At 57.7% G+C, this 20,658-nt stretch carries 19 protein-coding genes; 5 read left to right on the top strand and 14 right to left on the bottom strand.

Annotated elements, in window-relative coordinates; genetic code table 11:
* Positions 1-5 precede the first annotated feature (5 nt).
* The 6 genes from EU556_RS16725 to EU556_RS16700 form a co-directional block, all read right to left on the bottom strand.
* The gene (locus tag EU556_RS16725; protein WP_044518525.1) at positions 6-1,412 is read right to left on the bottom strand and encodes a YncE family protein; all 1,407 of its coding nucleotides are present in this window, start codon (positions 1,410-1,412) and stop codon (positions 6-8) included.
* Positions 1,413-1,545: 133 nt separating this feature from the next.
* Positions 1,546-2,001, bottom strand: a complete 456-nt coding sequence (locus EU556_RS16720; RefSeq protein ID WP_065814192.1) for a DUF305 domain-containing protein — start codon at positions 1,999-2,001, stop codon at positions 1,546-1,548.
* A gap of 129 nt (positions 2,002-2,130) precedes the next feature.
* Positions 2,131-2,910 carry a LytR/AlgR family response regulator transcription factor gene (locus tag EU556_RS16715; RefSeq protein WP_044518450.1) on the bottom strand — a complete coding sequence of 260 codons (780 nt, stop codon included), beginning with the start codon at positions 2,908-2,910 and terminating at the stop codon, positions 2,131-2,133.
* Positions 2,907-4,019 (bottom strand): sensor histidine kinase, encoded by a 1,113-nt coding sequence (locus tag EU556_RS16710; RefSeq protein ID WP_082017271.1) that lies wholly within the window; start codon positions 4,017-4,019, stop codon positions 2,907-2,909. Before EU556_RS16710 ends, EU556_RS16715 begins: the two co-directional genes overlap by 4 nt.
* A 5-nt stretch (positions 4,020-4,024) precedes the next feature.
* Entirely contained in the window at positions 4,025-4,576 is a 552-nt protein-coding gene (locus EU556_RS16705; protein WP_044518448.1) for a DUF4158 domain-containing protein, read from the bottom strand.
* A 154-nt stretch (positions 4,577-4,730) separates the two neighbouring features.
* On the bottom strand, positions 4,731-6,452 hold the full coding sequence (locus EU556_RS16700; RefSeq protein ID WP_167855609.1) for a tetratricopeptide repeat protein: 1,722 nt from the start codon (positions 6,450-6,452) through the stop codon (positions 4,731-4,733).
* Between the two features lie 416 nt (positions 6,453-6,868).
* On the opposite strand from EU556_RS16700, the gene EU556_RS16695 reads away from it, so the two are divergent.
* Positions 6,869-9,256, top strand: a complete 2,388-nt coding sequence (locus EU556_RS16695; RefSeq protein WP_135435264.1) for an AAA family ATPase — start codon at positions 6,869-6,871, stop codon at positions 9,254-9,256.
* On the opposite strand, the gene EU556_RS16690 is transcribed toward EU556_RS16695, so the two are convergent.
* The gene (locus EU556_RS16690; protein WP_135435263.1) at positions 9,249-11,525 is read right to left on the bottom strand and encodes a Mov34/MPN/PAD-1 family protein; all 2,277 of its coding nucleotides are present in this window, start codon (positions 11,523-11,525) and stop codon (positions 9,249-9,251) included. The two genes, EU556_RS16695 and EU556_RS16690, sit on opposite strands and share 8 nt — an antisense overlap.
* 8 nt (positions 11,526-11,533) lie before the next feature.
* Entirely contained in the window at positions 11,534-12,670 is a 1,137-nt protein-coding gene (locus EU556_RS16685) for a ComEC/Rec2 family competence protein (protein WP_135435262.1), read from the bottom strand.
* Between the two features lie 376 nt (positions 12,671-13,046).
* On the opposite strand from EU556_RS16685, the gene EU556_RS16680 reads away from it, so the two are divergent.
* From EU556_RS16680 to EU556_RS16665, 4 genes are all read left to right on the top strand, one after another.
* Entirely contained in the window at positions 13,047-14,054 is a 1,008-nt protein-coding gene (locus EU556_RS16680; RefSeq protein ID WP_135435261.1) for a helix-turn-helix transcriptional regulator, read from the top strand.
* Positions 14,055-14,393: 339 nt separating this feature from the next.
* Positions 14,394-14,651, top strand: a complete 258-nt coding sequence (locus EU556_RS16675) for a hypothetical protein (RefSeq protein WP_135435260.1) — start codon at positions 14,394-14,396, stop codon at positions 14,649-14,651.
* An 11-nt stretch (positions 14,652-14,662) separates the two neighbouring features.
* Positions 14,663-15,517, top strand: a complete 855-nt coding sequence (locus tag EU556_RS16670) for a phospholipase D-like domain-containing protein (protein ID WP_135435259.1) — start codon at positions 14,663-14,665, stop codon at positions 15,515-15,517.
* Positions 15,518-15,598: 81 nt separating this feature from the next.
* Positions 15,599-16,894, top strand: coding sequence for a patatin-like phospholipase family protein (locus EU556_RS16665; RefSeq protein WP_135435258.1), 1,296 nt, complete (start codon positions 15,599-15,601; stop codon positions 16,892-16,894).
* 60 nt (positions 16,895-16,954) lie between these two features.
* On the opposite strand, the gene EU556_RS16660 is transcribed toward EU556_RS16665, so the two are convergent.
* The 6 genes from EU556_RS16660 to EU556_RS16635 form a co-directional block, all read right to left on the bottom strand.
* Positions 16,955-18,040: a Fic/DOC family protein gene (locus tag EU556_RS16660; RefSeq protein ID WP_135435257.1), complete on the bottom strand. Its 1,086-nt coding sequence runs from the start codon at positions 18,038-18,040 to the stop codon at positions 16,955-16,957.
* A 74-nt stretch (positions 18,041-18,114) separates the two neighbouring features.
* Entirely contained in the window at positions 18,115-18,414 is a 300-nt protein-coding gene (locus tag EU556_RS16655; protein ID WP_135435256.1) for an antitoxin VbhA family protein, read from the bottom strand.
* 72 nt (positions 18,415-18,486) lie between these two features.
* Positions 18,487-18,843 (bottom strand): hypothetical protein, encoded by a 357-nt coding sequence (locus EU556_RS16650; RefSeq protein WP_135435255.1) that lies wholly within the window; start codon positions 18,841-18,843, stop codon positions 18,487-18,489.
* A gap of 244 nt (positions 18,844-19,087) precedes the next feature.
* Complete coding sequence (locus tag EU556_RS16645) at positions 19,088-19,420, bottom strand: hypothetical protein (RefSeq protein ID WP_135435254.1); 333 nt, start codon at positions 19,418-19,420, stop codon at positions 19,088-19,090.
* A 94-nt stretch (positions 19,421-19,514) separates the two neighbouring features.
* Positions 19,515-19,805, bottom strand: a complete 291-nt coding sequence (locus tag EU556_RS16640) for a hypothetical protein (protein WP_135435253.1) — start codon at positions 19,803-19,805, stop codon at positions 19,515-19,517.
* A gap of 11 nt (positions 19,806-19,816) precedes the next feature.
* Positions 19,817-20,173 (bottom strand): hypothetical protein, encoded by a 357-nt coding sequence (locus EU556_RS16635; protein WP_135435252.1) that lies wholly within the window; start codon positions 20,171-20,173, stop codon positions 19,817-19,819.
* Positions 20,174-20,658: the final 485 nt, after the last annotated feature.

The following is a 20,658-nucleotide window of genomic DNA, read 5'->3' as shown; positions in this document are numbered from 1 at the left end:
CCGGACTATTCGGCCAGTAAAGCGGGTTCACCGTCAGTGGTTTTGGGTGCGACGATTACCCGCGAAAACTTTTTGCCCGCTGGGTTCAACTCGCCGCCCGCGATGCGCTGCACCGGCCCCAGGGCCTGGCCCATGGCCCCGCCTTTGGCATCGGTGCGCACGGTGGTCAGGGCGTAGTCGCGCGCGTAGGGCGCTTTGGTGCCGCTGGTCAGGAAGATGTCGTAGTCGGTGTTCGGCGTCAGGCCGCGCAGGGCGAAGGTGGCCAAATCCACCAGCCCTTCCGAGCGCAGCGTCATGGTGCCGGTGGCGGGGCCAGCGGTGGGCGGCTTGAGCGTCCGCACCACGGCGGGCTGGTCAACCAGCTGCCGGCCGAGGCCGGTGTTTGTGGCCGCGCCGGCAGGCACGGCGTTGGGCACGTACATCAGCGCCATTGGGGCCTGGCCTACCTTGATTTTGGCCAGCACCCGGTTGCTGGCCGTGCTGATGGCCACGGCGGAGTCGCCGTTTTCCAGGCCCACGTACATCCGGCTGCCGTCGCCCGAGGGCCAGATGCCGTGCGGATTAGCCCCCACCGGAATGGTGGCCAGCTGCTTGAAGCCCGGGGCGCGGCTGTACACCTTCACTACGTCCTCGCCGCCTACGGTCACGTAGGCCAGCTTGCCGGCCGCCACATCCACCGTGGCCACGTGGTTGGTGACGGGGCCGGTTGTCAGCACGCCGCTGATGGTGAGCGTCTTGGTATCCAGTACCGATACCTTGCCCACATCCTTGTGGGTGAACCAGATTTGCTGGCCGTCTTTGGTGGGGAAGATGTTGGGCGAGAAGGGGCTCACCACCGGCACCTTTTTGATGACTTTGTAAGTGGCCACGTCCACCACGGCCAGCTCGGGCGAGAAGCTGGAGCACACAAAGGCGCGCTTGCCGTCGGGGCTGAAGGCAATCTGGCCGGGGCCGTTGGGCACGGGCACACGGCGGGTTTCGCGCATCGTGGCCACGTCAATCACCGATAGGTAGTCCTCGCCGCGCACCGTTATCCAGGCCTCCTTGCCATCGGGCCGGAAGGTGGCCTCGTGCGGGGCCCGCCCCACGTACACGCTGCCTTTGATGACGTTAGTGGCCGTTTCGATGAAGGTCACGTTGTTGGAGCCCACCGACACCACGGCCAGCAGCTTATGGTCGGACGAAGCACCCAGGCCGTGTACCAGCGCCTGCCCCTTGTAGAGCGCCGAGAGCAAGTCGGGCTGCGGCTTACCCAGAATAATCTGGCCCAGCAGCTTGTTATCCATGGGGTCGATAACCGAGACGGTGTTGGAAATCTGGTCGGCGGTGTACACCCGGTCGCGGTGGCTGACGACCTGAGCCGCCGCCACGCTGGAAATGAGCAGCAGGCCGGGGAGGAGAGGGAATTTCATGGGATAGGGAAAAAAGAACGTCATGCTGAACGAAGTCGCAGCATCGCTACCTCTTTACTAATCAACACTTCTTCAACGAAGCGGTAGCGATGCTGCGACAAGCTCAGCATGACGGTTTAAACGGAATTAGGTACTATTTGCCAGGATTCTGCGTGCCCACGGGGTGCTGTTTCAGCCAGGCAGCCATCTGCTGAATCTCGACCTGCTGCTCGGCGATGATGCTTTGGGCCAGGCGGCGCAGGGCGGGGTCCTTGCCGTACAGCAACTGCAGACGGGCCATGTCCACGGCCCCCTGGTGGTGGGGCAGCATCATGGCCGCGAAGCTGGCGTCGATGTCGTCGGGGCGGGCCCCCTCCATGCGGCGCATGCCCTCGTCCATCACCACCATCACCGAATCCATGCCGTGCTGGAAGGCGGCGACCGGGGTGCCGGGCGCGGCTGTGTGGTCCATCTTCAGGCCGGTCATGCCCGTCATGGAGTGGGTCGTGCCCGGCATTGATGTAGTACCAGCCGGGGTATGGTGTTGGGCGCGGGCCGTCGCGACTCCGCCGAAGGTGAAGGCCAGCAAAAAGAGGAAGGGTTTGGTCATGTCGTGCGCTGTTGCCGTCCCATGAGTGGGGGGCTGGTGCACTAACGGGCAACTTCCAAAAATGAACGCCCGACACGGGCCAACTGGACCTATCCCGGGGTGAACTGGCCTTCCAGGTTCCGGGCCGGCTCAGGCAAATCGCTTGAGCAACTGCTGTACGCCGGCGCTGTAGCTGCGCGAGGAGGTGACGTGCTGGCCGTTGGCCATGCGAAACAGGTACTCGCCGTGCGACCAGTGCCTGAAGTCCACGATGTGGGCCGGGTTGACGATGCACGAGCGGTGGATGCGCAGGAACACGGCCGGGTCGAGCCGCTCGGCCAGCTGGCCCAGGGCCGTGCGCAGCGGGTAGTGCCGGCCGGCCGCGTGTAGCTGCACGCCGTTGCCGCTGGCCTCGAAGTAGCACACCTCGGCGGCCGGCACGAAGAAGCTGCGCTCCGGCAGCTTCACCAGGAACTGGTCCTGGTAGTCAGCTGCCGGGGCGGTCCAGCTGTGCAGCAGGGCCTCCAGCTCGGGGACGCGGGCCTGGTACTGGCGCAGGCGTAGCTGCTGCTGCACCCGGCGTACGCAGTCGGCAAACCGGTCGGGGTCCAGCGGTTTGAGCAGGTAATCGACAGCGTGGAGCGCGAAGGCCTGCACCGCGTACTGGTCGTAGGCCGTCACGAACACCACCAGCGGGAGCGGCTGGCCGGCTTCCCGCAGCCGGCCCAGCACCTGCACGCCATCGAGGTCGGGCATTTGCACATCGAGAAAGACGACGTCGTACGCGCCGGTTTGCAGGGCGGCCAAGGCTTCGGTGCCGTTCGCGGCTTCGCCCGTCACGGTCAGCGCCGGAAAATCGGCCAGCAGCTCCCGCAGCAGGCTGCGCGCCAGCGGCTCGTCGTCGACCAGCAGCGTGCGGATGGGCCTCATGCGGATAGATGCGTAACCCCGGCCGCTGCCAGCCGGAACGGGATGGACAGGCGCAGGCAGTAGCCGCACGCCGGGGCCGACTCCACCGCCAGGGCGTAGTCTGGGCCGTAGAGCGTAGTCAGGCGGCTTTCCAGGTTGCGCAGGCCGATGCCCCGGGCGGCGGTATCGGCCGCGCCCTGGCCGTTGTCGTGCACTTGCAGCACGAGTCGGTCGCCCTGTTTTTCGGCCCGCACGGCCAGCTCGCCGGCCCCGGCGCGGGGCGCCAGGCCGTGGCGCACGGCGTTTTCCACCACCGGCTGCAGCAGCAGGGCAGGCAGCAGCGCGCCCTCGGTATCGGGGGCGATGTCGTAGCGCACGGCTAGCCGGTCGGGGAAGCGGGTTTGCTCGATTTCGAGGTAGAGGCGCGTGAGGCGCAGCTCCTGTTCCAGGGTCACCTCCTGCTCGTCGGTGCCTTCCAGCACCAGCCGCAGAAACTGGCTGAGCTGGGCCAACATGCGCCGGGCGGCCTTCACGTCCTGGGTCATCAGGGCTGAGACGGCGTTCATCGAGTTGAAGAGAAAGTGCGGCTGAAGCTGCATTTTCAGGGCCTGCAGCTGGGCCTGCACCAGCTGGGTTTCGAGCTGGGCGGCCCGCACCCGGCCTTCGCGGTACCGCTCGCGGTACTGCACGGCGTAGGCGATGCACAGCAGCATCCAGTAGATGGGCACCCAGTTGTTGGCATTGGCCACAACGGTATGCAGGGAGAAGCCGCCCGGCGTGGCCCCGCTGCCGTGCATCACGGCGGCGTAGCCCAGGCGGTACACCAGGGTCAGGACGTAGCTAGCCGCCGCGTGGGCCAGCAGGTGCCAGAGGCGGTGCCGGCGTTCGGTGAGGTTGAAGCGGGCCGCCAGGGCGAACACCACTGGCGTGAGCAGGCCCCAAATCAGGCCGTGCAACAGCCGCCCGCCCAGGGCCTCGCGCCAGTCAGTGGGCGTGCCGGCCGAGAGGTTCTGCACAAAAATCAGCAGCACCATGAACCCGCTGAACAGCAGCCACGCCAGGGCAATGGTGGAGCCGCTCACCAGGGGCGGAGATAGTTGCCGTTCCAGGGGCCGTGCGGTCGTACTCATGCGCTTTAAAGGTAGCGAAACCCGCCGCCGCCGCGCTGGCCTGGCCTCCAGGATGGCCTTTTTAGCGGGTCAACGGGCCTTCGGGTCAGCATCGGAGAAAATGATTTCAGCCAAAGCAGGCAGGACAGTGCCTGAATAGATACGGAAAAAGGCGGTCCTAATAGGCGGGCGAAATGCGTCACTTGCTGGCGCACGGCGGCTTCGACCTGCTCGAAGGGCGGAACCCCGAATTGCTGCAGAATCTGCTGCTGGTGGTTAAAGCGGGTGACCTTGCCGTAGCGCGTCCACTCCACCGCTCCCAAGTGGTAACGCTGCTGCACGTACGCCTGGTCAGTCGCCAGGAACCGGTCCACGGGAAAGAAGCACCCCGTCGTCTTGAAGTAGCCGACCTGCAGTACGAAGCCGCCCCGGCTGTGCGGGGCCAGCAGCGTAGCCAGAGACCGGGTGGCCCAGTCGGGCAACGCAAAGAAGAGCTGCCGCTGGGGCGGATTGAAAACAGGGGGCTGGTCGAAGGCACGGCGCTGGGTCGCGTCGAGTAAAAACAAGTAGCGGGCCATGGAGCAGGAAGGAAATCCTAAAAATAGCCAGCTGGCTTGTTCACTAAAACGAAGGTTACCCTTTATAAGTACTTACGCCACCGTAAAGTGGTCATCCACGCCCACCGAAAGCCAGCCGCTGCCAAGGCCGCCGATTAACTTTTGTACCAAACTTTTAACCAAGGCCCAGTTGCTTTACCTTTTCCTGTTGGTCTGGGTCGGCTACCAGCGCCTGGGCTTGCAGGACCAAGGCCGGCAGCCCAGACGAAACTTGCTGCCGCTGGATGCTCTTTTCTACAAACGCCAGTCGTTCGGCCACCGACTCGCAGTGCTCCAGGTAAATCAGTGCCCTGAAAAACACGAAATCGTCCAAGTGGTCAAGCTCATCTAAGTGCTGGCCCAGCGCGGCGCGGGCCTCCTCCTTCGGTCGTTTTAGCTGTCGCAGCGCTGAATAGCGCAGAAACCCTACTTCAGGTATAGCGCGGGTATCAAGTAGGGCAGTTATTTCCAGCACGGCTTCGTACTCCTTGGCCTGGTAGAGAGCAAAGACAAACTGGTTGGCATAGCGCTGCCGCTCTGCTGCCGACAAGCTGGGGAAGCGGCGGCGCAGCTCGTCGTACTCAGTAATATCACCCAGAAGCACCCAGCCCGCCACGCCCCGCACGAAATGGTAGTGCGTCAGCACCGAGGACTTTTCAGTAGGCTGCAGCAGGTCAGTGTATTGCTTCAATACCTTATGAGCGGCATGCATATCGGGGTTGCTCAACAGCGCTGATGCCTCGTTTAAAACAATGACTGGTGACATCTGCCGCAACCCCCGTTCGATGACAAACAGGGCCAGGGTAGCCTGAAAGCGTCGGTTTTCGGGGGTAAGATGGGCACTGGGCCGGTAAGACTGGAAGTCTGATTCCAGCAGCCTTTCTGCGATAACTGACCCGCTGGCCGTGCCATCAACTAGCAGAGCCAAGGCCATCAGTTTAAACCGCTCATTTTGCGCGATGAACACAGGTACTGCCCGTAAATTCTGGTCGAATTCATCTGGTTTGCCCAGGGCAAGACGGACAGCAGCGGCGGGAGCGTTGAGGGGGTCGAGGCGCTCGATTTTTTCTAGGACGGCTTGCGCTTCGGGCAGTTGCTTTTGGCTGACGTATGCCCGTGCCGCTTCCTCGGCGTAAGGCAGGTTGGCAGGTTGCAGCAGGTGGGCTCGCAGCATGAATTGGTCGGCCTGGTCTATTTCACCCATCTCCTGATGCGCCCGGCCTAGCAAAAAATACAGCCGTGCCACTAGCGCGTGCTCACCGGCGAGGTGGCGGGTCACCACCTGTTCTATGTTGTATAGCTGGCGTTGGGCCGTAACAGGTTTGTGGGCGGCCAAGTCGTCGCGCTCAATAGCATCGAGCACGGCATTTACCAGGCCAATGCTTTGGGCATCGGGGCGGGTCAGCAGCTCGGTCGTGTGCGCCAGCACCTCCTGCAGCTGCCCCTGGGCCGACAGGGCAAAATGCACTGTGATGGATTTATAATTCTCTTCGAGAAAACGCTTTTCCAGTTCCTTGTCGGCTTTCATGGCAGCACGCAGCCGGGCCGAAAACTCCGTGAGTTGCTCGGCGGTGGGCGGGCGCATATTCGGCAGCGTAGGAAAGTCTTCTGGTCTGAGCGGTGAGTCCTGCTCGAACAGCTCGTAGGTTAAGGCTGTCTCCCAGAGGAAGGCCGATTGGAAAAAGTAGAATCGCCGGTCATCTGTCGCCGCCTGGTATTCTGCGCGGTACTCGGCGAGCAGCTGCTCAATAATGAATGCCAGCCGATTTTTATAGGTAGGCTTGGTCGTAAGCAAATTCTTGACATAATCCGTGACCCGTTTACCCGCTTCTTTTTGAGCTAACGAAATCGGATTCATGCCTATCGAGTCGAGAAAACTCCATGCTGACGTGACGATAACGGCTGTTGTTACTGCTTCCATACACTGAATATGCTATTGGACCATACCCCTAGCAAAGATTTTCAAGCCAGATTTAATATCTTCAATGCCCAAATTGCAGGACTGGCAATACTATCGGAGAACCTCAATTATCAACCAATATTTTGCTTCCTGTTTTTAATCGCTGATGTCTCAAGCCACTACGAATCCCAGCACGCCACAAACTGCCAACGCAGCGCTAGCAACTCAAATAGTGACGGCCTTACAAGAAGCTAATTTTATTGAGGGGTGTGATGCGCCCTTAGCGTCGGCCCTACTCACCACGGAAACAGCCAAAGCCGGTGATTGGCGACAGCTGCTTGAGAAAAAACTAGCTCCTACAACTACTACCGACCATGCCGCAACGCATCACACAGCTTAGACTAACGAATTTTCGGGGTGCTACGCAGCCGGTCACTATCAAATTCACTCCTGAGAAAGGTGGGGTGAAAACCAATGTTGTTGTCATTTTCGGGGAAAACGGCACTGGTAAATCCACGATTGTGGATGCGCTGGATGTAATCGGGAATACATCGTTTGGCTCACTCATCCGGCCCGGCATACAAGCGCCGCAAAAGTATGTGGCTTCGCTTACGCGGGATGCACAATCGGTCGAAGCGGAACTGACGACCCAAGCGGGGAACACCCGCAAGGCCACGCTAAGCGGCAAGACGGTTGTCATCTCATCTGGCAGCGCGGATGCTGTTATGCCCGAAATTCGGGTACTACGTCGGCGCGATTTACTTCAACTCATCGAGGCTACGCCGGCAAAGCGTTACGAAGCCATTCAAAAGTTTATCGCCGTTTCAGGGGTCGATAGTGCGGAAGCAGCTTTGCGAGTAGATTGTAACGCCGTAGAAAGGCAACTTGGCACGGCTGAAGCTACCCGAGCGCAGGCAGCGGAATCATTGCAAACACTCTGGGAGCAGGAAAGGCAGCCGGGCGAACCAGTTCAGAACGCATTGACCTGGGCTAAGCACCGCGCTTCTGAAAATGTGAGCGAGCTGCAAAGCCGACTCGGCTTCCTGGCCAAAGGCCCTGCTGGAATACAGCAACTCGCAGGTATCGTGGCGCAATGGCAGCAGTCCCAAGCCAAGTTCACCCTTGAACAAGATGGCCTAGATACCGCCAACACTGCCCTGCAAGACCAGAATCAGGATGCCACTGCCAGAAGCACTGAGCTTATCAGCCTGCTGAGTTCTGCCGAGCGATATTTAGCACCGCCAGTTGAGCCGAGCAGCTGCCCCTTGTGTGATAACAGCGTGCAGGCAGATGCACTTCGCTCACGTATTCAGACGCAGCTCGCCCAACTGCAAACCTCCCGCCTACTCCTACAAAAAGTAACCGAAGCCCAGGCTCGCTTCAAAACAGCAAGCGACGAAAAGACGCGCTGTAATCAGGAACTAGTGCGGGTAATACAGTCTATGGGGGCGCACTTTACGAAGCACGAGCCAGCTGCTGTGAAGGAGTTGCATATCGACTGGCCGGCGCAGGGTATAGAATTGGCCATGGCCAATGATGACACCAGTATTAAGGTCGCGGCACTAAGCGAGAAGCTGGTTGCCGTTAAAGAAGCGGTGCAATCGGAGTGCGACACGCTGCAAACCCGGCTTGCCGTTTACAACAACATCAAAACACAGGCACAGGCGCTGACCAAGAGTACGGATGAGGTGACTCATCTACAGGCTGTATTGGACCGCCTGCGCAAGGCCTGCACGCTGGTAGTAAATAAGCGCCGTGACTTTGTACAGGCCATTCTGGATGAAATCATTGGGGAAGTGAATGCCCTGTACCAGTTTATCCATCCCGGCGAAAAAATTGGCCTGCACCGGCTCGAAATGGATGACGCAAAGCGTGCTTCGCTCGACCAGCACGCCACCTTTGAAGATAAAGAAGGGGTGGTGCCCCAAGCTTATTTCAGCGAGTCACACCTCGACACGTTCGGGTTCTGTCTGTGGCTGGCTTTAGCCAAGCGCGACAATCCGAAGCAATTGGTGCTGGTGCTCGACGACGTATTTACGTCGGTTGACGCGCAGCATTTCCGTCGGATTTCGGATTTGCTGGCGGCGCAAGCAGCTAATTTTCAACAAGTCATTATCGCCACGCATAACCGGCTCTGGCACGACTATTACAAAATCAGCGGTGCCAGCGTGCATCTGCTCAAGCTCGAACGCTGGACGCTGGCTCGGGGCCTGCGGCCGCACGAGGACCAGATACTGGCGACCGAACTGGCCGCTGCCCTGGAAGCAGACAACTTTGACCGGCAAGCAGTAGCATCAAAGGCTGGCGTACTGCTGGAGAATGTCCTCGATAACTTGGCCGCTTACTACGAGTGTAGCCTGAAGTACCGGCCGGGCCGCGGGCATACGTTGGGTGATTTGCTGCGCACCACCAAAAGGCTGTTCCTGACGGCGAAAGTGCGGCGGATACGACGGGATACACACGGGCATCCCCTCGCACCACACTTGGAAGAAAACTGGATGGAAATCGCCCTGAAGCAGCACCACGAAAAGCTTGATGCTATCAAGCTTATTCGCAACGAAGTGGGCGCACACTTTAACGCCCTGGGCAACGACTGGTCGGATAACGATGTACGCGAGTTTGGGCAGGCAGCCTACGACCTGGCCGAGGCCCTAGCCTGCCAGCAGTGTGGCCACATCCCCAAGAACCTGCGCACCGACCATCGCGGCTGCGGCTGCGATGCAAAATACCAAACCCAGCTTTACCCGCTTAGCCTTAACTAATAGCCTGGCTGCCCAGATGCGGTCCTTCCGCGTCAGCAGCCATAGTCGCCACATGCCACCCCAGGGCACCATCTTCCCCCACAATGGCCATGACGGCCGGCAGACCTTCGGCCTGCCGCTCGCGCTGCAGGCGGGCAAACAGGTTCTTATCGTCGTCACTGGGCCGGATGCTGTAGCCGTTCGGGTGAGAATGCCATTCGCCGACGTACACTACTTGTCGACCAGTGCATTCGCTGATGCGGGCTAGTTCGGCGGACACCCCTTCAATGCCGCGCACATAAGATGTGGGCGACTCCAAGCTGTCCGCTGGCGAGGGAATAAGGTCCACGATGTACAGCCGGCGCTGCTGGGTATCAAACACACCCACCAGTATGCCCCCTGTTTCATTGGGCAGGCGAGCCTGGCGCTGGGCGTGTAGTTCCCGTACTAGTTGCTGTGAAAGGCTTACCATCCAGCCGCTCATCACCGTTTCTATGTAAGGAGATACCTCGATTTCATGGGCTGTTACCGTCAAATCGGGCTGAGCCTGCCAGATTTTGAGGCGGGCTTCCGGCTCGGCTACCGTCGTGCGTACTGCTCGGGCTCCAATAGCTGCGTGCAGAGCAACCTGGTCCTGCGGCAGTCGCACCGAAACATCGCGGCAGGCGTGGGAGTAGCGAATGGGTCGGCCGGCCAGGTGCAGGTGCGACTGTAGGGCGGGCTGGCGGAGCAGCGACCGGTAATATTCCATCTCCAGCTGGTCGAGGCGCAGGGTGCGGTCCCGTGGCTCGGCTAGCAGCACCAGGTCTGTACCTGACGGATTCAGAAACAGCGACATGCGGCGGCCTGGGCTTATTATTCCCAAGGTCAGGTGCCGCGCTACGGCTACCGAGGCCGACATATCCAGTACGACCTCGGCCGCTTCGTAGGCATTCCGTACCGAGTCTGAAACTGGCTTCAGCACGTTGGCTGCAATAGCCTGCACCTCCGCTTGTTCATACGTGGTCTGCAGGGAGGCTGCCATGGCTTCGGCCTTACCCATACCGACCGCACTGCCGGGCAAATAGTGGCGGGCCGTATTGTGAGGCTGATAGTAGTCCTCGTCCAGCCACACCCAGTTGCCCTGTCCAGCCCTTACTAGGTTATTAACGACCTGCGAGCCTAAACTGCCTGCCCCAATGGCCACAAAGCGGGTTGTGGTGGGGGGTACGTCGTTATATGCCGCTGCTAGCTCGCGCGTCAGGGCACACACGGGATTAAGCAACACCAACGGGCTCTGCTGGCCGGTGCGGCTTGCATCAGTGTAAAACAGCTCAACCACCTTGTTAGGCTGAGCCCGCCAAATTCCAACGTCCGTGCCGATTTCAGCTAACGTACCTACTGTGGCAAAAGCCCACACTTCCATGCCTTCAATAGGGCCTTCTGCAGTACGCTGCTTGGGCATCCGCACGATGAGTAGCAGCTTATAGTCCCAGCTAAAGCCCGAACGGCCTTTGCTGGTGGCCAGGTGCTGGCGCAAGGCATCCAGAAAATCGGTGTTCTCCGTTGACAAGTAGGTCTGCAATGCTGCCAAGGTGCGAGGCTGCTCCTGAATCAGCACGTGTACCTGGGGCGGAGTGGTGTACACAAAGCTGGCGAACTGTACCTGCCAGCCTGCTGTGGGCGGGCTGGCCGACAGTGGCAGCGCCACCAGCGTTGTCTGCCCCAACACGTTGCTGACAATGCGGGCGCACACGGGCTCCAAATCGGTTGCTTCAGCAGCAAAGAAAGCGGACGGTAGTACGAGCCGCTCGGCTGGCGCATAGAAAGCCTGTTCCAAGGCCTGGTCGGCAGCGTGCAGCTCACCGCGTGCCGTCTGAGTCAGCCAGTGCTGCAACTGCCGGAGCAGCGCGGCGGCGGTCCAAGTTGGCTTCAGGTCGGCGTAGGCGGTCTGGTACAGGCACAGGCTACGCGGCATGTTTTCGCCACCAAAATGAAGATGGGGCACCAACGGAAAATCCTCTCGGAGTGCCAACACAACCTGGTGGTCGGTATCGGCTGGGGCGAAGCCAAAAGCAATGCGCTCGACAGTACGCACATCGTGTACCGGATGCTGAGGCACTTCGGCCTCAATATCCACCACGACTATTTCGTATTCCGGTGTGCGTCGGCACTCTAGCAGCCGCACGTAGGGCAAGCCCTGACTTTGCAGGGCTTGCACCATTTCGACAGCCTTAGGCAGTAGCAGCGCGTCAGCCGCCACTGGCTCGCCCGCTATAGGATAATAGGCAATTTCAGGTAGTTCCATCATCTGCCTCCTTAGTTGCCTTGGTGGCCAGCCCGTGGGGGAGGCGTGTTGCCGCTTGCGATGCTGGCGGCAGCCGCCGCCAACTTGCCAATGCTGGCTCCCAATTGGTCAATCTTGATGACGATGGGCTCAGGATATAGGATACTCTTGTGCGCCATCGTGACCAGAAACTCCCCACCGAGGCGTGTTGCCTGAGCTTCGTAATAAGCCGCCGCCTGGCGGTGCGGAGGCTGTTTGTCCTCGTCGTTGCTGGAAATTGGCTTACTGGTAGAGATGAGGCGGCCCCGGCTCTGCCCGTACGTTTCGAATAGCTTTTTCACGTGTGCATCCGGCACTGTCACGTCGGTGCCTTTCTCGCTGCTGAGCGAGAGGTAGCTGCAGTGGTGGGCAATCTTAAAGACGTCCCACTCCAGGCGCTCCGTCCGGCCATAGTACTCGGTCACCTTCACGATGGATTTGATGACTTCCCAGTCGATGTCGGAGAAGAAGTGCATACGAGTTTTGCGGCCGCCCTCCTCAAATGTTGCCTGGAAGGTAAGGGCGTCGCTGTTGCGGTCCATTAGGGCCAACCCCCCGCCGGCTGTACGGCCGGCAAACGGTGAATGCACGAAGAACTCCACCCCGTCGGTAGCCAGGTTGAACCCGGGAATCAGGGTGCCGGCGTTCGTAATGAGGTGCGCCCGGTCGGCAACCGTGAGGTTCTTGGAGGCCAGCCAATCGTCGAGTTGACCCGGGCCGGAGAATACCCGAATTCCTTCACCTTTTAGTAGGCGGTAGCGAGCTTCCTGACGCAGAATGCGGGTTTCGTCCTCACAGCCCTCTTCTACAATGACAGCCGCAGGAACCCATAGCTCTTTGATTTTTACCCGGCCAGCGCCCTGGTATTTAGCTGCGTGCAGCAACTCAAAAAATTCTGAAGCGCCGCACGTGTGGTCGTTGTCGAGGTGCGTAAAGGCAACAACATCGTAATTGTCGCGCTTGGCATTGAGCAAGTCAGCGCGGAGTTCCACCGGCAGGTTGATGCGCTTGTCTTTCGGGTCGGTGGCACACCGCATGTTGGCGTAGTCAATCAGCAGCTTTTTGCCGTTCGCGAGGTCAATCCGCGAGGTATCGGCGTTTCCGAGGTTAAAAATGGTTATCTGGTGCATGTAGCAAAGCAGTTACGGTTTGGAAACCATGTGGCCGCAGGCTGCGACGTAATGGGTTCGGTTAAACAACAGTTGGCAAGAAGTCAATCCTGCGCCCCGGTCGATGTCCGGCTACGACCAGAAGCATGGGCTTTCCTTCATTGCCCCGGCAAAGCAAACGCTCAAGTGTGCAGTCTTTTTGCACACTAAGGACTTGCTCCATTATTTTTTTCTCAATACCCCATATTTTGCCACAATCACCTGATAAACAACGATAAAATTTCACCGATGAAATTTCTCTAAAGTCCTTACTGCCTTTTGTAATCCAGGAAAAGACCGTTCTTCGCCAGGCTCTTTCACCTGCGCAGGTGGCGAGCGGCTATTTTCCCGTGTCCCGATGCCCATTAATAAAAACGCCTACAATCGTTACCTCATTATTGACCGCTGTTTACAGCAAGGTGGTCGTCCTTGGACTATCCAGGACTTGCTGAAAGCAGTGGAGGAAGATTATCTGGAAACTACACCTGATAAGAACGGCGTCTGCGAGCGGACACTGAAAGGCGACTTGCACAACATGAAGTTGCCAACCCATCACAATGCTCCTATTGCGTACAGCCGGCGGCGTGGGTATCACTATACAGACCCCGAGTACTCGATTCACAAGACACCGCTCACGAGTGAAGACCTGCTCATACTTCATCAGAGCCTGCACACACTGAAGGCATTGCGCGGTCTGGGCTTGGCAGATGACTTAGATGATCTGATTCAGCGTCTGGAACGAAAACAACCCAGTGCCGGGGCCGCAACCAATTCTATTCTACAATTAGAAGCCGCACCCGAATACATTGGTACTGAGTATTTAAAACCGCTTTACAAGGCTATCCGGGAAAAGACACCACTAGTCATGCAGTATCAACCCTACCGGGAAGAGCAGGCTAGCTCAGAAGTAGTGCATCCCTATCTGCTTAAAACCTATAATGGCCGCTGGTACCTACTAGCTCGCAACGAAGCCAAAGGGCCTCATATACAAAATTATGCGCTCGACCGCATTAAGGGGCTTAGTGCAAGCTCCGTGGCTTTTCAGCCTACCGATACTGATTTTAGCACTTACTTCGACCACCTCATTGGGGTAACGATACCAGAGAGAGACTCACAGGTTGAGAATATTCGCTTATACATCAGAGCAGGGCGGGCACCCTATGTGCTTACAAAGCCTTTGCACCCTAGTCAAGTCACAGTAAGTCAAGACACTAAAGGCATAGAAATAGAGATATATCTGATTATAAATCAAGAACTTAAATCCCGACTACTCAGTTTCGGGCCTGACCTGCAGGTACTCGCTCCTGACTCACTTCGCGATTCAATGCAGAAGCTGCTCAACAAGGCCGTCGCCCGCTATCACTAGGCTGTTGAAGGCATAAGCAGTAGCGGTAGTTTGGTCCCGCTGAAGGCACAACAGTAAGCGAGGTGGTTGAGGAAGAGTGCGGGGATGGTTAGCTTGTGAAAGCCTATAAAAATCAGTTGCCAAAATCGCTGCTTTTAGCAGAGAGTTACTGTCGCACTATCTCGGCTTACATTTCTGCCTTCTAAGTATCTTAGCGTGCTTGCTTATCACACTAGCATTTTCTCATCCCGCCTTTTAATGGAAGACTATACCTCCTCGATGTCTTATGAAATATTCATTCGCCGAGCTCACAGCTGTGACCGACACCGAAAAGGAGCATCTCTGGACTACTTCCGCAACTTGCAGAATACCGAATCTGGTCGATTGAAAATTAGTGCGCTGGGCTCGGCCGCCAAGCAGTTGGCAGCGGTGAAGGGATACTTGGAAAAAGCCATAGCAGCCTTTATTAAGCCTCGCCGGGGACGCAAGCTTTCTCCCGTGGAAGTGCAGCAACTAGAAGCCCTATTACCGCGCATTGCAGGCAGCAATAGCGCGGCTGAGCTACTGCCGTTGATTGAGCAAGGCTTAGCCGTTACGCAGCCCTACAAAGAAGCCTGACTTTCGACCCAGTGAAAATTCTACCTCCGCATAAAATTAGCGGCGCGTTGTTCGACCTCATCCACGAGGCGCAGCAGGAACTCGTGCTGGTATCACCTTACGTCAACCTAACGCACTGGAAGCAACTGGCCACCGCCATTAAGGCTGCTCATGCACGGGGCGTACGCATTACCTTCTTTACCCGGCACGAACCCAACGACCCAACCAGTAAAGAACAGGTAGAAGCACTGGGTATTACGCCACAACTCGTGCCCTGGCTGCACGCTAAGTTTTACTTCAACGAAACGAGTGGCCTTATCACATCACTGAATCTGCTGGGTTCTTCCAACAGCAATTCCATTGAGATAGGCTCGCAGCTAGAAACTGCTGAGGAGTTGAAAGTGCTACGCCAGTTCGTGCAGCAATACCTTGCGCCGCAGCAACTCGGGCAGCCCGTGAAGAACGAAGACAAGCGCTTCGACACACAGGATTTCAGCCAGGTTCTAACCGACTATTTGAAAGATGAAGTTGATAAGGCCTGTGTGGTGACGTACGAGCCCGACAAGAGCTTGTCCATTCAGGCATTGCGTAATTCTTTCAGCGCTACTATCGAGGGCTTTCCCCATCAGTTTATGATGGATGGCGTTATATCAGGCCGCGAAGCTGACCGCTATAAGGCCAAGCAGAAGAAGCATTTTACTTCGCCGGCGGTACGCTACAAACTGGAGCGTGGCAATGCAGGCTACTACGATGCAATCCAAGCAACTCTTATTCAACCTCTTTCCAATAAGAATTTCAACAGGCTCATGTCAGCCGAAAAAAAGCAGCTTTGCCTGCTCATAGCTGATTTTTTGAGAGCGGTACGAGCTTTCAAAGATGACTATTAGCCGCTCGGCCTGCGAAAACAGCAGTTGCAGAATAGCAGCCCTAGTTGACAGCCAACACTCTACTTAACTACCCGTGCACGCATGTCATTTACTCGCCGCTTTGGCCTAGCCTTGTCTGGTGGTGGCTACCGGGCCGCTGCCTTTCATTTGGGCACGCTCCGTAAACTGCATGAGATGGGGCGGCTGGCTTCCATTGATGTCATTTCTACTATCTCGGGTGGGTCCATCACCGGAGCAGCTTATTGCTTGCACCAAGGGACTTTTGAGGAGTTTTATGACCAGATGATACAGGCGTTGCTGTGCTGCAACGTCATTCGCCGTGCCCTGCTGTCTTGGTCTTTCGTGCGTTTCTTATTGGTGGTTTTAGCCTTTCTGGTGCCAAGCGGGGCTTTGCTTTTTACTCACTGGGCCCCCTTCTCGCTAGTGCCCCTAGTCGGCTTGGTACTTGTGGTGCTTCGCTACCAGTTTCGCCTGCTCCCGGTTAGTCGAGAGATTGAGCAGGCCTACGATGCCTTTTTTTTTCAAGGCCAAACGTTACAACACCTTCGTTCCACGCCTATTCTAGCTATTGGCACGTCGAATTTACAGACGGGACGGCCATTTACTTTCTCGCGGGAATGGATGGCAGACTCGACGTATGCTTACTACCAGCCCCCGGTGCATTTCGATGCGGCTGATTTCCCGGTGGCACGGGCTGTAGCCGCTTCCTCCTGCGTACCATTCGCTTTCACACCTATTACCATTGACGCCAAATACTTTCGAGAACCAGCCGATGCCAGCCGCGCCCAACCGCAGCTCATCGACGGCGGGGTTTATGATAATCAGGGTATCCAGAAACTTACACAGGCCAACAGCCGCTATGAGTGCAATACCATTGTCGTGTCGGATGCTGGGGCTGGATTGAGCCCCTTAGGTAGCCGCCAATATCCAAATACTGCGGCCTTACTACTGCGCACAGTGGATTTGTTCATGCACCGCATCAAGAATGCGCAGATGATGGCCAACCTTTTCCAGCGTGCAACGGAGCACAGTAAGTGTGTTGCTTATCTGTCACTAGGATGGCAATTAAAAAACAGCATTCCAGGCTTTATCGATAATCTAGCCCAAGGAAACATTTCCCCAGCGGTGATGGCAGCCCGACAATTACGTGCTGACTGGATAGCTAATCCAAAAGAGTATCGTTTTGCTCTCACAGAACATCTTGAACAACAGGTGGGATATGCCGATTTGGCCGCTCGTGACCTAACTATAGATGAATGGCAGGTGGTATGCCAAGTCGGTACTAATCTTACCCCATTGACATCTATTCAACTCGAACTCCTGACCCGTCATGCCGCAAACTTGACGGAAATACAAGTTAAGCTCTATTGGCCTTGAAACTGATTGATGAATTAGGCTTTATTGTTAGGTATGCACAGTGGTTAGCAAAAGGAAAATCTATAATCTTGGTCCTCGGCGTTTAGGAGCCGCTACTGTATCGTTAAGGGATTGGCTTTGCATCTTTTTCTGGGCAAGCGATTCTAGCTGGACCAACTGCTGCACGCTGTGGGCTAGGGCCACGGCCTGTTGCATGAGGGGCGCCTCCTGCCACAACACCGGGTGCTTGGATACCTCTAATGCGGCCTGCTGCAAGCTTGCACTCTGCTCCCCGGCCCGGCCAGGATCGTGCAGCACCAGCGTCATTTGCTGCAACAGTTGATTGCCGCGGGTGGTATCGCCCCGGTCAATGTCGCGTAGGGCCGCCCCGATGACGTAGGCACTGGCCTGCAGTACCCGCTGCGCTTCCATGCGCTGCATATCGGGCGTTGGCTCGGCCAATGGCCGAGCCTGGCTGGGGTAGCGCCAGTGGGCGGCTTCCGGGCCCGGTAGTGGGGTAATACCCGAGCGTAGGAGTAAAGTCAGCGGTTCCAGATTTTTCGCCGGCTGCCCGGGCCCGTGGGGCCGGATGATAGCTAAGTCGCGCGCGTTGTTGAGCTGAGCAGCCGCGGCCGGCCTTAATTCGACCTGGTACCCGGCCTGCCGGCCCAGCACGGCTAGTACCCCCTGAATGGTACGCCCGTTGCCCTCGCGGAAGGCGTGCGCATGATTGTACTGGTCGAAGTAGTATGCTGCCCGTTCAGCGAACTGCGCCGGGCTTAAGCCTCGTAGGGTATTTTCCTGCTGCAGTTGGGCGCCAATAGCATCCAGCCGCTGGTCGAGCTGCGCGTAGGGCGCGTACCGCATCATGTCGCCCTGCGGATTAAGCACGTAGGCCGGTTTCTGCCCCTGAAAAGGCCCCTCTGGTCCGTGGGCACGGGTTTGGCCGGCCCAATCATACACGTCCTGAAACAGGGTCCGGTGAATCTGCTTCAGGTGCGCGGCGTTGAACTGGCCGGGTATCTCCAACGTGCCCACCAGCAATTGGGCCATGATTGGAATGGAGTAGTCAGCTTCTACCTGGCGCAGCTGCTCGGCGTTGGTAATACCCAGCCGATTGTAGATAACCTGGTCGCGGGCGTTGAAGAATCCGTCCTGAATAGCCACAAGCTGCTGGTGAGTTGGTAAAAAATAACCCGTCCGGGTTCAGCCCGGACGGGTTTCGATGCTGCTGGCGGACCTCAGGTCAGAAAATCCTGCTCCGGCTGCATTTCCGCGCGGCGCGGAGTGGCAGTAGGAGTGTTACTAGTTCCGGAAGCAACCTGAGCCGCCGCTGCTACGCGGGGAGCATCCTGGCGCCGCAGCTCCTCGGTGACGTCTTGCAGGGTCAGCTCCCCCGCCACGTAGCGGGCATACAGCGCTTCCGCACGGGCACTGGGCACGGCTCCCTGCGCCACACTCCAGGCCCGGGCATTGTCGATAAGTTCCTGCCGCTGAGCCGGGGTTTTCTCCCGCTCGGAATACGTGATGGGCTTTTGCATAATGGGACTGATTAAGCGCGTGAGTACACTGTAATTAACGTTTTTACTGGCCGAAAGGCTCCCCAAAGAGGCTTATTCGGCGTTTATCAGAAACTGTAGCTGCTCGCGGAACGTGGCCAGGGCCTCGGCATCCGGCAGCAGAAAGCACGGCGTCTTGCTGGCCAGCGGATAGTGCAGCAGCTCGGTGGGTACCGCCAGGCAACCCAGCAGCCGTTGAAGCAGGCGCGGTTCCTCGCGTTTGAGCTTGCCATTTTTCAGGTTGATGATGTTGGGGTACGTAAGCTGATGCGCCGCGCAAAAAGGCTTCAAGCCCCCGTTGCCCAGCATTTTCAGCCGCCCCTGCGCGTAGCGAAGCGCTTCGGCGTAGGTCACGGTCAGCTGTAAGTCGGGAAAAGGCAGCGGGGCTACTACCGGGCATTCAACTTCCATGCGGGTTCAGGATTAGGCGGGTCAGGGTAGACACCGCAGCAGCTCGTGCAGCACCCAAACCCAACCGACGGTCTACAATTTCTGGTGCCTTCGCGACCAGGTGGACACTGCGAAGCTACCAACTGCGGGCAGGCCCGGGGCGAAAAAAGGACGAATGGTAAAAAGTTAGCCGCGAAATGCACCACGACTACGCGAACGGTTCCGCGGGTACCTGCCGGAAGACCAATGAATACCAAGTCACACCTCATTGCTGTTGCTTGGGGCGCCCCAGCTGCGGCGCCGGCACGGCCACGGGGTGCTGCATCTGGTAGTAGGCCAGCTCAAACACCGTGGGCAGGTCGAGGCGGGCGAGCACAGCCAGGCGCTGCAGTTCCTCCAGGGTAGCGGTTTCGGGCTTCTGCATCCGCTGGGCCAAGGTACGCGGCACCACTTTCCAAGCTTCGGCTACTTCTTTGCGGGTACCCAGCGAGTGAATCAGTTCGGCCAGTGAGCTACAGGCAACGGGGGCAACGGGCAGCTGCTCACGCTCCAACGGATGCACGTGCACGCTGGGTGGGGTTGACTTCGGAGTTTTCATGCCGTAAAAAAAGGTTGCTAAATTGGCATTATTACGGCCCGGCGTAATTCACGACCAATTCGGTAGCAGCATACTAGTTCCACGGCTGGTCCCGCTATAATAACAGCAAGGCAAATTGTCCGCCCTGTTCCTCCCGGGTGCAGCGCAGAGCATCCTCGGCGATGGGGCGAACGGCCCGCACCAGCTTTTCGAGCACGGCAAAATCGTCCGGCGTGTTAACCTCCAAGCCGAGCCGCGGGGCTACCTCGCAGGTCAGACCCTCGTAGTTCAGACTCTTGCCCAGCTGCTGCATCTGGGCTTCCACGTCGGTCACGGCGGCAATTACCCGGCTGCGGAACCTGTTCCAGTCCTGATGGCACATGGTGGGGGCTTCGGTGGCTTTCATTGGCTTGGCAATTACAGGTGGGTATCATAGCCGGTCACCGACGTGAACAGGCCCGGCAGGTCCTCCCCATACACCAAGTCGAAGGTTTGCTTGCGGGTAATAACTGCCTCACAGTCGACCAACTGCTGATGGTAGAACTCGACCGTGTATGTATCGGTGGGCATCAGCGTAATCTTCAGCCGATTCACGCCGGCCTCATTGCGGTGCAGATTCATGCGCAGCCAGGGGTTGGGGTTGGTGGCCGTGCGACCGGCAGCCAGTAGTTGGTTGGCGCCGGTCATAGCCAAAAACCGACATCCTCCTAACTGCAACAGGATGATGTAGGCCTCCTCAACGATTTCAGGGCTATTAGGAATAGGTTTATCCATGACTGACAGGGTATTTATGAACGGATTGGGGTGTTATTAATAAACACCAGTATAGGCAATAAAGTTGCTTTTTTAGCTTATTTATAAGCGCTTTTATTGCGTCTTAAAAGTGACAGTCTCCCGGTTTCCCCCCTCGTTATTCGCTTATTAAAAGTGGTTTTTCCAGTGGCTCAGCTCTGATCTGTGATTTGGTCAGTACTTGCTGGAGTGCCATCGAAGGGAGTCACTCAGTACCGGGCGAATGGGCCTCGTGGGCACGGCTGGCGCCAGTGGAAGTAGCGGCCGGTTAGTTCCGGGTTAGTGAAAAGGATAGAAATGGTAAGTCATCCAATAGCTCTCTCTGCTGGCTGATGAGCAAGGCCAAAATCTTTTTAGCAGCTATCCGCCGGGTGAGCTGTAAAGGGTAACTTCCTAGCCTTGGACCGCTTATGACTAACGGTTTAGGAAATCGGGCCGGGGTGATATGGTCAGTCAAGGAAAGGATA

It is taken from the genome of Hymenobacter fodinae (genome assembly GCF_004745825.1).
Taxonomy (GTDB): domain Bacteria; phylum Bacteroidota; class Bacteroidia; order Cytophagales; family Hymenobacteraceae; genus Hymenobacter; species Hymenobacter fodinae.
The sequence above is the reverse complement of the archived record's forward strand: the minus strand, read 5'-3'. Positions and strand labels throughout refer to the sequence as shown.

Coding starts and splice junctions, on each gene's coding strand:
- EU556_RS16645 (WP_135435254.1), bottom strand. CDS start 19,420: ATGAAAACTCCGAAGTCAACCCCACCCAGCGTGCACGTGCATCCGTTG.
- EU556_RS16705 (WP_044518448.1), bottom strand. CDS start 4,576: ATGGCCCGCTACTTGTTTTTACTCGACGCGACCCAGCGCCGTGCCTTC.
- EU556_RS16635 (WP_135435252.1), bottom strand. CDS start 20,173: ATGGATAAACCTATTCCTAATAGCCCTGAAATCGTTGAGGAGGCCTAC.
- EU556_RS16655 (WP_135435256.1), bottom strand. CDS start 18,414: ATGCAAAAGCCCATCACGTATTCCGAGCGGGAGAAAACCCCGGCTCAG.
- EU556_RS16715 (WP_044518450.1), bottom strand. CDS start 2,910: ATGAGGCCCATCCGCACGCTGCTGGTCGACGACGAGCCGCTGGCGCGC.
- EU556_RS16680 (WP_135435261.1), top strand. CDS start 13,047: ATGCCCATTAATAAAAACGCCTACAATCGTTACCTCATTATTGACCGC.
- EU556_RS16720 (WP_065814192.1), bottom strand. CDS start 2,001: ATGACCAAACCCTTCCTCTTTTTGCTGGCCTTCACCTTCGGCGGAGTC.
- EU556_RS16695 (WP_135435264.1), top strand. CDS start 6,869: ATGCCGCAACGCATCACACAGCTTAGACTAACGAATTTTCGGGGTGCT.
- EU556_RS16700 (WP_167855609.1), bottom strand. CDS start 6,452: ATGAATCCGATTTCGTTAGCTCAAAAAGAAGCGGGTAAACGGGTCACG.
- EU556_RS16710 (WP_082017271.1), bottom strand. CDS start 4,019: ATGAGTACGACCGCACGGCCCCTGGAACGGCAACTATCTCCGCCCCTG.
- EU556_RS16690 (WP_135435263.1), bottom strand. CDS start 11,525: ATGATGGAACTACCTGAAATTGCCTATTATCCTATAGCGGGCGAGCCA.
- EU556_RS16640 (WP_135435253.1), bottom strand. CDS start 19,805: ATGAAAGCCACCGAAGCCCCCACCATGTGCCATCAGGACTGGAACAGG.
- EU556_RS16725 (WP_044518525.1), bottom strand. CDS start 1,412: ATGAAATTCCCTCTCCTCCCCGGCCTGCTGCTCATTTCCAGCGTGGCG.
- EU556_RS16650 (WP_135435255.1), bottom strand. CDS start 18,843: ATGGAAGTTGAATGCCCGGTAGTAGCCCCGCTGCCTTTTCCCGACTTA.
- EU556_RS16685 (WP_135435262.1), bottom strand. CDS start 12,670: ATGCACCAGATAACCATTTTTAACCTCGGAAACGCCGATACCTCGCGG.
- EU556_RS16665 (WP_135435258.1), top strand. CDS start 15,599: ATGTCATTTACTCGCCGCTTTGGCCTAGCCTTGTCTGGTGGTGGCTAC.